Below are 14,603 nucleotides of genomic sequence, written 5' to 3'. Positions count from 1 at the left end.
CTGTGGAAGCCTCCCTCCCCAAGGAGGTGGAGAGCAACGGTCAGGGCGGCTGGGCTTGTCATAAAACCTTTATAAAAACGTCACTGGGAAGAAACCGCTGCAGGAGAAGATATTTCACGAGTAAGGGAGATGGCGAAAGCATTAGCTGGATCTATACTCAACTGATCGGGTTACTGTGGGTCGAGAAAGGTGATGTACTCGCTGTAATCAGATTTGAAGGCCGGCTTTTGCCGGCTTTACTTTTTGTGGCGGGGAAGTTCTTCCTACCCCTCCAGCGCTAGCTACTTGCCCCAACCCTGAACTGATGCTAATTTTCCCTTAACCCACTGCCATTGTGGCCGGGTTCAGATCTCACTTTACCGCGGAGGATGATTGATGATTGTTACAGCCCTCCGCCGGGTCCAGTAGCAGCACTGTGCTGCCCACGCCCGGCGATAGACTCTTAACGTCGGGCTTTCCCTGAGAAAGCTCTGTTGGCCGTGTATACGCGGCCGCTTGGTGCATTGTTGCGCCCAGAGGGTTTCAATCTTGAGTAAATCTCACTTTTTCCGCCGTTTCGCCAGCGGCCACGGTAGCAAATCCGCCGGTAACTCCGGTGAGCATGAAGCTTCACCATTACAAAAACTCGGCTGGAAGTCGTTTTTTCAACAACAACTGTCTCTCGATGAATTGGAGAAATACGCGCCGTTACGGGTAACAGAGGTACACCGCAGTCGCCTGGTGCTGGCGGGTGAGGAGGGGTCAACGTCCCTGTCGTTAACCGCAAGTGTCGCCTCTAATATGCCTACGGTCGGGGACTGGTTACTGGTGGCGCGCGATAGCGGTCATTTTGTACGCCTGTTGAATCGCAGTAGCCAATTTGAGCGGATGGCAGCCGGCGGGCAACAGGTGCAATTGATCGCTGCCAATGTGGACAGTGTTTTTATCGTTTCTTCCTTGAATGACGATTTTAACTTGTCCCGTATTGAGCGATACCTGGCTTTGGCGAGAGAGTCCGGTTGCCGTCCTCACCTGATACTGAGCAAGGCAGACCTGTGTGAAGACCACAGTCACTATCTACAAATGTTGCACCCTTTTGGCGAAATGCCGGTAGCAGTCGTTAATAGTCTCGACGGGGAAAGCGTGATGCAGCTGCGCGATTGGTGCTTGCCAGGGGAGACTATTGTACTGTTAGGGTCGTCGGGTGTGGGCAAATCCACACTGTTGAATACGCTGTCTGGAGAATCCCTGGCCGAGACCGGGGATACCCGTGAGGCCGATAGCAAGGGCCGCCACACTACGCGTAAGCGTTCTCTCCATCCCCTCAGTTGGGGTGCACTGCTGCTGGATAGTCCGGGTATGCGGGAACTGGGATTAGTGCATGTTGAGGATGGATTGGTGCAGACTTTTGCAGACATCGAAGCTTTGGCTCGGGAGTGCCGCTTTTCTGACTGTCAGCACCAGTCAGAGCCAGGTTGCACCGTACAAAATGCGATAGCAGAGGGGGTAATGGATCAGCGGCGCTTACAAAACTGGCAAAAACTGCAAACAGAGCTTTGCCGAAACGGCCGCAATCTGGCGCAAAAGCGCGCTGGTGATCGAGCCCTTTCGCAGTTATATCGCTCTGTACAAAACCAATCGCGCCGGCGTAAGTATCATGAAAAGGATTGATACTGTAGCTGGGTCCTTCCTGAACTCTTAACCTTGCAAGTATTCTGATACTTGGCCTTGAGGGGCAGTAGATGCTACCCCTCAAGTATTTACGCGAGACTAACGGGCAAGTTTTAAGGTGACAACACCGGCGATAATTAACAGTACGCCAAGATATCGCCCAAGGCTGGCGGTTTCGCCGAAAAAGAGGATACCTACCAGGAAGGCGCCGGCGGCACCGATGCTGGTCCAGACCGCATAGGATACCCCAATGGGAATCTCTCTTTGCGCTAGCCACAATAGAAACCCGCTAAGGCCAATAAAAACAATAGCCAGCACAACACCTAGTAGTCGGGTCGATGCCTCCTGGGATATTTTCAGTCCAATTACCCAGCCAATTTCACAAATGCCAGCGATTAACAGGTAGAACCAGGCCATGCGTTTCCTCTTTAAGGCGGAATTTTGTTGGTGAATTAGAATTTTAAAGTCCTTCAGGAGGTTAGGTCGGAGGAGCCTTGTCTGCCACTTTACAAATGAAGTTAGCGGAAAGTGATTGACTGGTTTGGCGGCTAGATACCGCTTTGGTGCGGATCTTGATAAGGGCGGGAAAACCCAATCACAGTTCTGTATTGTTGGCTACTCGAAAAGGAAGGGTAAGCTGGAAGTATGTTAAAAAAAACCAACAGCCTGGGGCTAATACTATTGTCGATGAGCCCGGTTACTCTGGCAGCTCAAGAATATGTCGAGACGGTTGTGGTGACGGCCAGCCGCTTTGACAAACAACGACAGCAATACCCCGAGAGCCTCACTGCAATTGACGGTCATGTGTTGCAGTTACTTGAACACAATCATATCCAGCAGGCTCTGGCGCGGGTTCCCGGTGCCAACTTGGCTCGGGGTAATGGTCTGGAGTATTTGCCCGCGTTGCGTTCACCGGTGCTATCGGGTGCTGGGGCCTGTGGCAGTGTACTGGCCATGGAGGATGGCATTCCCCTGCGCGCAAATGGGTTCTGTAATATTAATGAACTGTTTGAATCCCACAGTGAAGTGGCACGGCGAGTCGAAGTTATTCGAGGTCCAGCCGGCAGCCTGTATGGTTCCAATGCCATGCACGGTGTGGTGAATATTCTCAGCCCGAGTATCGGCGAAAATCCTAAAGGTTTTTCTGGTGCTTTAGAGATTGAAGCGGGTCCACACGATTATTACCGAACAAGTGTCTCAACAGAGGTCGATTTTTCCGCTAAGGAGGGCGTGCGCGCAGATTTGTCCCTGGCATCCGATGGTGGCTACCGGAATCAATCCGGGTACGACCAGCAGAAGTTGAGTCTTCAACACCTGGCGGCAAAGGGGAATACACAGGTTCGCACACACTTGGCAGTCATTAATTTAAATCAGGAAACCGCAGGCTATGTCGAGGGGAGAAATGCCTATCGGGATTGGCAATTGGGTCGAGAAAACCCCAACCCTGAAGCCTTCCGCGATGCCTCTGCGATACGCCTTTACTCCAAACTTGATCTCGATCTGGGAGAAGACCGGCAGCTGCTACTGACACCGTATCTAAGAAAAACCGACATGCGTTTTTTGCAGCACTATTTACCGGGGCAGTCACTGGAAGAAAACGGCCAGGAAAGTGTGGGTCTGCGGAGCAGTTACCTTTTTGCCAAGGGAGAAGACTTGGAAGTGATAGTGGGTTTGGATACAGAGTTTACCCAGGGCTACTTGCGTGAGACCCAGAAAAATCCGACTGAGGGATCAGACTTTTTACGCGCGACTATTCCCACCGGTAAACATTACGATTATCAAGTTGATGCTTATAGTGTTGCGCCTTTTACTCTGGCAACCTGGAATATTACTGACATTTTAAAACTGTACGGCGGTGTGCGTTTTGAGTCAGTACAGTATGACTACAATAATAAAATGTTGTCGGGCCGTACGGCTGAAGATGCTACGCCCTGCGGCTTTGGTGGTTGCAGATTTAGCCGGCCTGAGGATCGTAAAGATAGCTTTCAGAACTGGTCGCCAAAATTGGGGGTTACCTACCAGCTCACTTCAGACTTGCAGTTGTTTACAAATTTGGCCCTGGGGTATCGGGTTCCCCAGGTGACAGAACTCTATCGTTTACAGCGAGAGCAAAAGGTTGCCGAATTGGATTCAGAACGAATTAGCAGTGTCGAGTTGGGGGTGCGAGGGCTGAAAGAGCAGTTGTCCTATGAACTGGTCGCTTACGCAATGCGCAAAAGCAATGTAATTTTTAGAGATACGGAGTACTTTAACCAGTCCAATGGCAAAACCTCGCACCGCGGTGTCGAGTTGGCCCTCAGCTATGCAGTGACACAGAACTGGCGTGTGGAGGCTTCTTCTAGTTATGCAGAGCACCGCTATCGGGACCAGAGGGAGCTGCAAGGCGTGCCGCTGAATGGCAATCTTGTGGATTCAGCCCCCCGGGTCTTCGGCAGTTATCGCCTGCAATGGCAGCCTCGGCAAGAGTTTATGCTAGAGCTGGAAGGGCTGCATCAGGGGCGCTATTACACTGACCCCCAGAATCAGCATGAATATTCAGGACACAATTTGCTGAACCTGCGAGCGCGTTGGGAATTGGATCACTGGGCCCTGTCTGCCAGGGTATTAAACCTGACCAATGAGGCCTATGCGGAGCGGGGGGATTACAGTAGTTTTTCCGGCGATAGATATTTTCCAGGGGAGCCCCGTTCAATGTATTTTTCGGTATCGACTGACTGGTGAGAGCATCAATATTTTTCAGGCGCAAGTGGCTCGGCAAAATTAAAGGGCGGGAAGTACCCACCCTTTAATTTTGCTTTAACCCGCCGAGGTTTGTGGAGCTGAAGGGGAATCTGCGTAGGCTGATGCAGAGCCCTGGCTTTCTATCCAGCTGTGCATACGCGCCTCGAGAATATTCAGGGGCAGGGCACCGGCGCCGAGAAGGGCATCGTGGAATCTGCGGATATCGAAATTGCTATCGAGGTTTTCCTCGGCTTTAGCACGCAGCTCTTTAATCTTCAGCTGCCCTAATTTATAGGCCAGTGCCTGTCCGGGCCAGACTAGATAGCGATCGATTTCGACGGTGACGTCATGCAACGGCTTTGCGCTGTTTTCCATAAAGTAGTCGATAGCCTGCTCGCGGCTCCAGCCCAACTGGTGCATACCGGTGTCTACCACCAGGCGCACCGCTCGCCACATATCGTAAGTGAGTGCGCCGAATTCGCTGTAGGGGTTTTTATACAGACCCAAGTCGTAACCGAGGCTCTCGGAGTAAAGTCCCCAACCCTCTACAAATGCCGTATACAGGGCCATACGACGCAGGGGGTGGATATCACTTTGCTCCTGGGCAAGGGCGATTTGCAAATGGTGGCCGGGCATGGCCTCGTGTACAGTTAAAGCCTCCATCTCCCATTTTGGGCGGCTTTGCAGGTTATAGGTGTTGGCGAAGAATATACCTGCGCGGCCGGTGTCTACAGAACCCGGTTGGTAATACGCGGTGGTTTGCGATTGTTCGGAATAGCTGGGAATCGGCTTTACGCCGTAGGGTAGGCGCGGCAAGGTGCTAAACAAAACCGGCAGTTCTGCGTCAATGCGCTTGGCGATATCACGGTAATCCCGCAACAACGCGTCCCGGCTGTTGTGGTAAAAGCGTGGGTCTGTGCGCAAAAACCCGGTAAATTCCTTGAAATCGCCCTGAAAACCGGTTTTCTGGATGATCTTGTCCATTTCTCCGCGGATACGTCTGACTTCTGCCAGACCAATACGGTGAATTTCTTCGGGGCTCAGGTCGGTGGTTGTGCTCTCTTCCACCTTGTGGGCATACCAGCGCAAACCATCGGGGCGGCTGGTTAAAGCCGTATCCACCTGCGCTCCGGGGGTATATTCGCGCTCAATAAATTCCGCCATATTCTGCCAGGCAGGTACCAGCAGCTTGCTATAAGTGGCGTGGGCGCGCTGCTGTAGGCTCTGTTGCATGGCTGCCGGAATTGCCTTGGGCATGTTATTGAAGGCATTTAGCAGTGGGCTTTGCTCAGGCACGGGTGGAACCAATGCCCGTATTTGCCGGGGTAGGTCGCGCAGGGTAATTTGCGGAGGCGTAACCTGCTTGCGCAGACCGCGGCGCATTAAACCCTCGGTTTGTTCAATAAGGATTGGCAGCCTTTCCAGGCGGCGAATAATCATTTCATAATCGGCCACAGTGCGCTTTGGCATGCTGTTTAAAACCGCCGGCACATTTCGTTGAACCCCACTCATATGAGTGACTGGTTGCAGGTGTTCCGGGAACTGGAATCCTTTCACCGAGCCGAGAAGGTCCTGGTAGAGAAGCTGGTAATCCAGTTGCTGTTCGGCCGTCAGGTCGACTTGATCAATATTGCGCGTGGCGCCCAACAGCAGTCTTGTCTGTTGTTGTCGGCGCTCAATCGCCTTCAGAGAATTGTCCACCCAGCGGTGATTTTGGTCGGGATAGCCTTCGTAGGTGGCCCTGCTGGGGTAGCTCTCCATAATCCAGCGGTAGCGTAAATCCTGCAGGGCGGTGAGTCGCTCTGTGGCACTGGTTTCCGGTAGGGATTTAAAAGCTTTACGGAAGGCTTTTTGATCCATGGCCGAGACATTGAGACTGGTGACAAGTCCCAGGGAAGTGAGCAGGACTTTTCGGATTAGTGACATATTCCCCTCGAGTGAAAGCGCGAAGTGATTGATAGTGGCCTTCGGCTAGGCCCAATATTGCTTATTCCGGTTGTATCGGTGCTGAGACCGGTGTCGAAAAGGCAAAAGTTTTGCCGGGTATTCGAAGAGCAGTCAACCGAAATGGCTGACTGCCACTGGTAGGCTGAGTCAGTTGGTCGCAGCGGTGCGGCTGTCAAAACTCTGATGGTTCACTAACTGCAGGCGTTCGCGTACCTGTTCCTCAATGCCGGTGGCATTGAGGCCGATAGCGGCGAGTAGATCCTTGTGTTTACCGTGTTCGATAATCTGGTCTGGCAGCCCCAATTGAAGTACTGGCATAGATCTGGCACTGCGATTGAGATATTCAAGCACGGCGCTACCGGCGCCACCGGCAATGGTATTCTCTTCGATGGTAACTATGAGTTGATGGCTCTCGGCAAGTTCATCAATCAATGCTTCATCCAGGGGTTTTACCCAGCGCATATCTGCAACAGAGGCGCCGAGGCGCTCCGCAGCCGCCATGGCTTGAGTTAGAAGGGTGCCAAAACTGAGAATGGCGACGCCACTGCCCTGACGCAATAAACGTCCTTTGCCAATTGGCAGTTCGTTCATTTCATCGCTGATCGGTGTGCCCATGCCGGTACCGCGCGGATAACGCACGGCAGCGGGGCCCTTGTGTTGATACGCGGTGTAGAGCAACTGACGGCATTCGTTTTCATCACTGGGTGCTGCGATCGCCAAGTAGGGCAGGCAGCGCATAAAAGTGAGGTCAAAACTGCCCGCGTGGGTGGGGCCGTCCTCGCCTACCAGGCCGGCGCGGTCGATAGCGAAGGTGACATCCAGATTCTGGATTGCAACATCGTGGACCATTTGGTCGTAGCCGCGCTGCAGGAAAGTGGAGTAGATCGCCACGACCGGTTTTTGCTTCTCGCAGGCGAGGCCGGCGGCGAGCGTCACTGCGTGTTGCTCGGCAATGGCGACATCGTGGAAGCGGTCGGGGAAGCGCTTGGAGAATTCCACCATACCGGAGCCTTCGCACATGGCGGGAGTGATACCGATCAGGCGCTGGTCCTGCTCCGCAGTATCACAGAGCCACTGGCCAAAAATATCCTGGTACTTGGGTAGCTTTTTCTTGCCGGGTACAGCGACCTGTACTTTTGCCTCGGGCTCGAGTTTGTTCAGCGCGTGGTAGCCCACCGGGTCTTTCTCGGCGGGACCGAAACCCTTGCCTTTAGTGGTGGCAATATGCAGGAGTTGAGGCCCGGGCTGGCTGCGCAAATTGCGTAGGGTATGCACCAGGTCGTGCATATTGTGGCCATCGAGAGGCCCCACGTAGTTAAAACCCAGCTCTTCGAACAAGGTGCCTGGGGTAATCATCCCTTTTACGTGTTCTTCGGTGCGCCGCGCCAATTGCCAGGCTTTTGGAATGGCAGACAATATCTTGCGGCTGCCCTCACGCATATTGAGGTAGGTCTTACTGGCCAGAATTTTGGCGAAATAGGTGGCGAGGCCTCCGACATTTTTTGAAATCGACATACTGTTGTCATTGAGAACAACCAACATGTCGCGGCCGGTGTGGGAGGCGTGGTTTAAGGCTTCAAAGGCCATACCTGCAGTCATAGCGCCATCGCCAATCACCGCCACCACTTTGCGCTCGTCCGGGGAGCCCAGGGCCATGCCCAGGGCAGCGCTGATCGATGTGCTGGAGTGACCCACACCAAAGGTATCGTAGGGACTTTCGCTGCGCTTGGGGAAGCCGGAAAGGCCTCCTTGCTGGCGCATGGAAAGCATCTGTTCGCGGCGTCCGGTCAGAATCTTGTGGGGGTAGGTCTGATGGCCCACATCCCACACCAAGCGGTCTTCTGGGGTGTTGAAGATGTAATGCAGGGCGATGGTCAGTTCCACCACACCCAGGCCTGCGCCAAAGTGTCCGCCGCTTTGGCCGACACAATAGAGTAGGTACTCGCGCAATTGGCTGGCGAGTTCTGGCAATTGGCGTTCATCGAGGGCGCGCAGTTGAGCCGGATCGTCGATTGAGTCGAGGAGCGGCGTTTGCGGGCGTGTGCGTGGAATTTCTTCGAGCATCAAATGTATCAGTTGCAACAGATGGTGATATTGAGGGGGATTGTATGCCCGTGACGGTCATATTGCATCCCAAACCCCCCGAGGAATGCTGTGACTCAGTGTCCGCGCTCTACGATATAGTCCGCGAGCTGCTGCAGGAGCAGAGTGTCACCGGGGAGGTTTTGCAGGGCCTGGGAAGCTTGATTGTGCAATTTTGCCAGCTTTTTCCGAGCGCCCTCGACACCGAGTAGAGAGACATAAGTGGGTTTATTACGCAGGGCATCTGCTCCTTGCGGTTTGCCCAGTACTGCGGTCTCTGCGGTGATGTCGAGGATATCATCCTGAACCTGGAAGGCTAGGCCGATAGCCTGTGCGTAGCGACTGACTACTTGCAGCTCCAGTTCGCTGGCGCCACCCAGAAGCGCGCCCATACGCGCGCTGGCGCAGATCAGTGCACCCGTCTTCAGGCGGTGCATGGGTTCGAGTTGCGCCAGAGTGAGCGTCTGGTCGACTGAGTCCAGATCGATGGCCTGGCCCGCGACCATACCCCGCGCACCTGCGGCACTGGCGAGTTCTCGCAGTAGCTGCAATTGCAACTGGGGGGGGAGCTCTTCGCTCAAAAGCAGTTCAAATGCCTGGGATTGCAGGGCGTCGCCGGCGAGAATTGCGGTGGCCTCATTGTAGGCGATATGGCAAGTGGGTCGGCCGCGGCGCAGTTCGTCGTCATCCATGGCCGGCAGGTCGTCGTGTACCAGGGAGTAGGCGTGGATGCACTCCAGTGCTGCCGCTGCGCTGTCGCAACGGGAGAGGTCGAAGTCGATACCTTTGAACACTTGCGCGCAAGCGTAGACCAGGGCGGGGCGCAGACGCTTACCGGGCCCTAGTGCCGCATAAGCCATAGCTTCGTACAGCTTTTCTGCGCCGATGATGGGAGAGCACAGAGCCTGCTGGATACGCGCCTCTACTCGGGCAGAGGAGGTTGCCAAAAATGTTTTCAGTTGCTCGGGTGGGCTTGAAGAACTCACTTAAGCTTGCCCTCCGCTATCGTCCTCGGCTTCAAAAGGGAGTTCGCGGATACTGCCGTTTTCTTCGATTAACAACTTGACCTTTTGCTCGGCTTTGGCGAGCTTTTGCTGGCATTCCCGCGTGAGCTTCACCCCTCGCTCAAAATCAGCCAGGGCCTCTTCCAGAGGAAGGTCCCCCGCTTCGAGTCGCCCAACTAATTGTTCCAACGCCTCAAGACTCTCTTCGAAAGTTGCTGTTTTTTTCTTCGCCGCCATAGCATCGCCTCGTAATTGCGGGGCAACCTTAGCGGCTGGCGCTGCAGGGGTCAATTCTGCGAGTCCCACTCACAGCCACCGCTAAGGATTAGCCTTTCTATGGCTGGATTTCCCGAGATAACAGGTAATGCGCCAGAGCCCTTTTCTGCGAATCATTAAAGTTGTAGTTGGGCATCGGGGGCGTTGGCGCATCGAAGAAATCAGCCAGTGTCTGCAATGTGTACTTTTCCGACAGGCCTCTCAGAGGAAACTGGGCCTGGTGGCAGTGTGCGCAGTCGTGGCTTTGGTAGAGTGCCGCTCCGGTTTGGGCAGTATCAGGATCAATAGGTGGGGATTTGTCGGGTGCTTTAATTGGGCGGCGGTTTTGTGTTGTCACAGTAGCCTGCTGGAATCCGCCGCTGTTGAGGCGGTAGATGGCGCCGGCATAGTCGTCGGAGATATAGATAGCACCGTGATTATCCTCAGCGATAGCGACCGGCCTGCCGTATACCGTTTGGTGGTCGTCACTGAGAAATCCCCACATAAAATCTTCCTGCTGAATGTTTCCACGGTTATCCCAATGTAGAGAAACAACTTTATAGCCATCCTTCACGCTGCGATTCCAGGAACCGTGCATCGCAACCAACGCGGCGCTCCGATATTTTTCCGGCTGTTTAGCGCTGCGTAAAAAGCTTATTCCCAGAGGTGCATTGTGGGCGCGGAATACGTGTACGGGAGGGACTGAGGAGGCAATTTTTTGTTTGATCTTCGGGCTGGCATCAACACCGAACTCGGGATCGGGGACTCTGTCGCCATAGGCATAGGGCCAGCCGTAAAATTGTGTCTGTTTAATCAAATTGAGTTCGTCGGGGGGGAGGTCGTCGCCCAGCCAGTCGCGGCCGTTGTCCGTGGCGTAGAGGCCCCCGTCGTGGGGAGACCAGTCGAAGCCGACACTATTGCGCAAACCTGTGGCATATATTTCAAAATTATTACCATCGGGTCGCATGCGCAAGATTGTAGCGCGGCGTGGATCTTGTTCGACACAGACATTGCAGCTGGAGCCACTGCTGAGGAATAGCCATCCGTCGGGACTCATGGCGATAGTTTTGGTCCAGTGACCATCATCCTCGAGATTTTCAATAATTCGCTGGTAGGGCCCGGTCAGTCGTCCAGTGGAATGGTCAAATGGAACACGTCCTATCGCATCGCCTTCAGCGATATACAGCCAGTTGTCGTGGAACAGTAATCCATGGGGCCGTTTCAAATCCTCGATAAGGGCTCGCTGACCATCACTGTGACCGTCCGCATTCCGGTCTGCCGATAACAGGGAGACTTTGCCCCGTTTTGGCTGGGACACAATAATATCGCCATTGCGAGTGACCGCGAGCCAACGTGCACCGGGCACGTTACTCGAGAAGAGTTGAACGGAGTATTCATCTGCTGTGGATAAGCGTTTCGAAATTATTTTTTCAGTAGTTTGGGTGCCACCAATTAATTGGCGCCAAGGCACACTGACACTCGATTTAAAAGTAGCCAAGGCGGTAGAAACAGCGGCGCCCAGGACAATGAAAAATATTAGCGTATATTTCAACGTTTTCTTCATGATGTTGATTGAACTTGAAATAAAGATGGTTATAGTTGCCGCGCTTATCTGTTAACCCTATCGTTAACAAGGAATTAATTTCCTGTCATCCCTCCCAATTGGAACAGATAACTCGCTTTGTGAGATATCTCTCACACGAAATTCAGCAGATTCCCCCTACTTTTTTCTTCCTTGATGTCCATAATTAACTGGCAGGGACGCAAAAGGGACTGCAACTCTGCGGCAAAGGATAAATGGACTGCGCCGCTCGCCCTAAGGATATGGGCACCATCCTGTGAGACGCACCGCCCGGGCCGGATTGCCTGGGCGGTGTTTTACATCTTCCTGATTCTTGCTTTTTTTCAAGCACTCTCTAGTACTCTTCTGCTGGACCAATAGGCAGTGCCAGGTTCATTATAATAACGATGTGCCAATATACGAATGCAACGGTCTGGAATTTGTAATAGTAATCCGCTTTAATGTTGATAGGTCGGCCAAATTACCGCTGGGCCGGCGGAGGGTGGTGCATTCAGTAATCTATCAACAGAAGTGCCCGTACTATCTAAGGCCATGTGGCCCCGGTGGGCAGCTCTACGTTCGTCAGTTAGAAAAATTGTAGGCTTGTGCTTGGAGCCAAAGAATATTTTTTTTCTGCTGAAAGGGCAATTTCTGTTCCGTATCGAAAATTGCCACGCTTCTTTTCACCCAGTCTCATCGAACTGCCAATTCAAAGCTTCTTTATATTTAAAAAAAACCACTTTGATTGTACGGAAACAGTTCCGGGGCTGCCTTGTTCTATTCGATAGTGGGGAGGCGAGGTCATGCAAGCGAGAATTTTACGTCTGAATCTGGCGGGACAACCGTTGGAATGGCTCAGTTGGCAGGAAGCATCTTGCCTGTATGTACGGGAACTGGTTACCTGGTCTCTGGGTGGCGTAGTTCAGCGTGTGCATGGCGGTTTTAATCGCAGTGGCGAGCGTTCCAGTTTAGATCTTTCGGCGATCATTGCCTGTGGCGGCGCACGTATGGCGCGCCCGCGCAGACGCCCCCCGCTAACTAACCGTGCACTTTTCTTTCGAGACTCCCATACCTGCCTTTATTGCGGTAATTTCTTTAAGGGCCTGGATCTGACCAGGGACCATGTTATACCCGTTTCCAAAGGCGGCGTAGACTCCTGGGAGAATGTGGTGGCGGCCTGCAGGCGATGTAATCAGCATAAGGGCAACCGGTTACTGGAAGATATTGATATGGAGCTGTTAGCGCTACCGTTTTGCCCCAATGCCGCTGAATACCTTGCTTTGATCAACAGTGAACGGATTCGAGGAGACCAAATGGAGTTTCTGCGCAGCCAGTTTTCGCGCCGACGCCAACAAGGCTGGCTACTGCATTAATCTAATATTTGATACAGAGAAAACGGAGCCAGAAAGCTCCGTATTAATTGTGCAATCTACTCTGAAGAGGAGACCGCAGAACGGATCAGGCCAGTGAGATATTCGCTGAAGTTATGGCCGTGGTTTTCCATCATTTTGGGGAACATTGAATTTGGTGTCATCCCGGGGAAGGTATTTACTTCATTGAGATAGAGTTCTCCAGTCTCAGTGAGAAAGAAGTCGATACGGGATAAGTCCTTCAACTTCAGGGCCTTAAAGGTGCGCAGCGAAACTTTCGCAATCCACTGTAATTGCTCTTCGTCCAACTCAGCGGCTTCGATAAAAGTGACAGCTCGACTGCCCTCGGCATACTTCTCCTTATAAGTATAAAAAGTATCGGACGGGGCGCGTATCTCTCCAGGGCGGGTAGCGATAATTTCATTGTTGTAGGCATAAACTGCAACTTCGAGTTCCCGTGCCTTTAAGGCTTTTTCAATAAGCACGTAGGGAGAAAGCTTAAATGCGTCCTCAATAGCTGCTTCCAGTTCGCTTGTATCACTGACTTTGAAGCAGCCTACTGATGAGCCCTGATTGGAGGCTTTTACGAAAACCTCGCCCCAGGCTTCCAGCGCTGAGTGTGCTTTCTCCAACTCCTCAATTTCAAGACTGTGTAGGAATTCATAAGGAGTGTTGTCAATGCCGAGCGCACTGAGCCACATCTTGGTTTTAATTTTGTTAAAACAGATTTTGCTCGGCTCGGGGGCGGAGCCGAAATAGGGGATGCCGAACATATCCAGCTGCGATTGCAAGTCACCGGTCTCGCCGGGATAGCCGTGGATGGCCGGAATTACGTAATCTACATCCCAGGAGTTGCCTTTCTCATCGCGAATTTTGCGATCGTAAAAGATATGGTAAACCCGCCCCTGGCTATCGGTCAGGCAGCCGCTGTTGTCCATTTCCACACGCAACAGGGCAATGTCTTTCGCCGCGGCGAGTTTTTCCTCGATAAAGTCGGCCGTTCTCAGGGATACGTCGTGCTCGCTACCGCCGCCGCCGCAGATAAGCAGGGTATTAATCATAGTTTCATTCCGTCGTGGTACTTGCCGAAGGTGCGCTCAAGACCTGTTCGCACTGCTGAGGTAAAGTCTTTGGTTTCGGCTTCTTCTTTTCTGGCTTGGGTGCAGTGCCATTGAGTATTGCGTAGAAATCATCGCTAAACCACCAGTCCAGATCGTTGCCGCAGGGGGTAGTACTGACCGGTGCCTGCGGCTTGCAGTTGCTGCTGCCCTTCGGACAGGCGAGGCGCACATGGAAGTGGTAATTGTGTCCCCACCAGGGACGCACCTTGCGCAACCATTCGTTATCAGTGCCGGATATTTTGCACAGGTGACGCTTGATTGTCGGGTGTACGAAAATTCGTTCGACCCGCTGGTCCTCCGCAGCCAGACGCAGAATCTTGGGTACGCGGTCGTCCCAGTTTTCCGGTATCAAACGGTGCTTGCGCTCATCTGCCAGGGCGATGGCGGAGATATTATCACGCTCCCATTGGGTGAGGGCGCGTTCGGCGGCTCTACGATCTTGGGAATACCAAATATCCACATCTAGTCCGGTTTGGTGGCTGCTATGTCCGCCACTGCCGAAGGGGCCGCCGCGGGCCATCGACATATCACCTATCTGGATTCTCCCCAGATCCTTTTGAGCAATGTTTTGCGAGAAATCTTTAAGGAAGTTGATGGTTTGGGGGTGTGCAAAATGTCGCTCGCGGCCTGTGCGCACCAGCTGAAAGCCTTCGCCCCGCAGAGGTAGGGTTTCCCCACCGCCCAGACAGCCATTGGTATAGGTGCCAATGCTGGCGGGGGCCTGGTCACTGGGGGCCTGTGCCTCCTCCCAGGGATTGGCGCTGGCCGCTGTACTTAGGGCTATTGCAGTAAAAATCAGTGATTTAGACAGGAGCTGGCAAGCGCCCCGTTTGAGAGAGGCAAGGGGCGTGCCCAAGGGCGCAAGGTTTTTAGTTTTGGGGTGCATGGGTAC

11 protein-coding genes are annotated in these 14,603 nt (G+C 53.2%); 3 read left to right on the top strand and 8 right to left on the bottom strand.

From position 1 onward, the window contains the following. Positions 1–528: 528 nt before the first annotated feature. Complete coding sequence (rsgA, locus tag MO867_RS04465) at positions 529–1,650, top strand: ribosome small subunit-dependent GTPase A (RefSeq protein ID WP_252465007.1); 1,122 nt, start codon at positions 529–531, stop codon at positions 1,648–1,650. 99 nt (positions 1,651–1,749) lie between these two features. On the opposite strand, the gene MO867_RS04460 is transcribed toward rsgA, so the two are convergent. After that, entirely contained in the window at positions 1,750–2,067 is a 318-nt protein-coding gene (locus MO867_RS04460) for a DMT family transporter (protein WP_252465005.1), read from the bottom strand. A gap of 228 nt (positions 2,068–2,295) precedes the next feature. Here MO867_RS04460 and MO867_RS04455 point away from each other — a divergent pair, with 228 nt between their 5' ends. Beyond that, on the top strand, positions 2,296–4,371 hold the full coding sequence (locus tag MO867_RS04455) for a TonB-dependent receptor (RefSeq protein ID WP_252465003.1): 2,076 nt from the start codon (positions 2,296–2,298) through the stop codon (positions 4,369–4,371). A 75-nt stretch (positions 4,372–4,446) separates the two neighbouring features. Here MO867_RS04455 and MO867_RS04450 read toward each other — a convergent pair whose 3' ends face one another. From MO867_RS04450 to MO867_RS04430, 5 genes are all read right to left on the bottom strand, one after another. Continuing rightward, on the bottom strand, positions 4,447–6,297 hold the full coding sequence (locus MO867_RS04450; RefSeq protein ID WP_252465001.1) for a DUF885 domain-containing protein: 1,851 nt from the start codon (positions 6,295–6,297) through the stop codon (positions 4,447–4,449). Positions 6,298–6,465: 168 nt separating this feature from the next. Continuing rightward, positions 6,466–8,382, bottom strand: coding sequence for a 1-deoxy-D-xylulose-5-phosphate synthase (gene dxs / locus MO867_RS04445; protein WP_252464999.1), 1,917 nt, complete (start codon positions 8,380–8,382; stop codon positions 6,466–6,468). A 95-nt stretch (positions 8,383–8,477) separates the two neighbouring features. After that, entirely contained in the window at positions 8,478–9,386 is a 909-nt protein-coding gene (locus tag MO867_RS04440) for a polyprenyl synthetase family protein (RefSeq protein WP_252464998.1), read from the bottom strand. Beyond that, entirely contained in the window at positions 9,387–9,710 is a 324-nt protein-coding gene (locus tag MO867_RS04435) for an exodeoxyribonuclease VII small subunit (RefSeq protein WP_373565861.1), read from the bottom strand. It abuts the gene before it with no gap. Positions 9,711–9,738: 28 nt separating this feature from the next. Then, positions 9,739–11,211: a PQQ-dependent sugar dehydrogenase gene (locus tag MO867_RS04430; RefSeq protein ID WP_252464996.1), complete on the bottom strand. Its 1,473-nt coding sequence runs from the start codon at positions 11,209–11,211 to the stop codon at positions 9,739–9,741. 812 nt (positions 11,212–12,023) lie between these two features. Here MO867_RS04430 and MO867_RS04425 point away from each other — a divergent pair. Beyond that, entirely contained in the window at positions 12,024–12,593 is a 570-nt protein-coding gene (locus MO867_RS04425; RefSeq protein ID WP_252464994.1) for an HNH endonuclease, read from the top strand. Between the two features lie 56 nt (positions 12,594–12,649). On the opposite strand, the gene MO867_RS04420 is transcribed toward MO867_RS04425, so the two are convergent. Together MO867_RS04420 and mepA are read right to left on the bottom strand one after the other, a co-directional pair. Continuing rightward, on the bottom strand, positions 12,650–13,651 hold the full coding sequence (locus MO867_RS04420) for a D-alanine--D-alanine ligase (protein WP_252464992.1): 1,002 nt from the start codon (positions 13,649–13,651) through the stop codon (positions 12,650–12,652). Positions 13,652–13,655: 4 nt separating this feature from the next. Further along, positions 13,656–14,597, bottom strand: coding sequence for a penicillin-insensitive murein endopeptidase (gene mepA / locus MO867_RS04415; protein ID WP_252464990.1), 942 nt, complete (start codon positions 14,595–14,597; stop codon positions 13,656–13,658). Positions 14,598–14,603: the final 6 nt, after the last annotated feature.

The organism is Microbulbifer okhotskensis, from assembly GCF_023895975.1.
Classification (GTDB): Bacteria; Pseudomonadota; Gammaproteobacteria; order Pseudomonadales; family Cellvibrionaceae; genus Microbulbifer; species Microbulbifer okhotskensis.
Note: the sequence above shows the minus strand (reverse complement) of the source record. Positions and strands in the feature narration are given on the sequence as shown.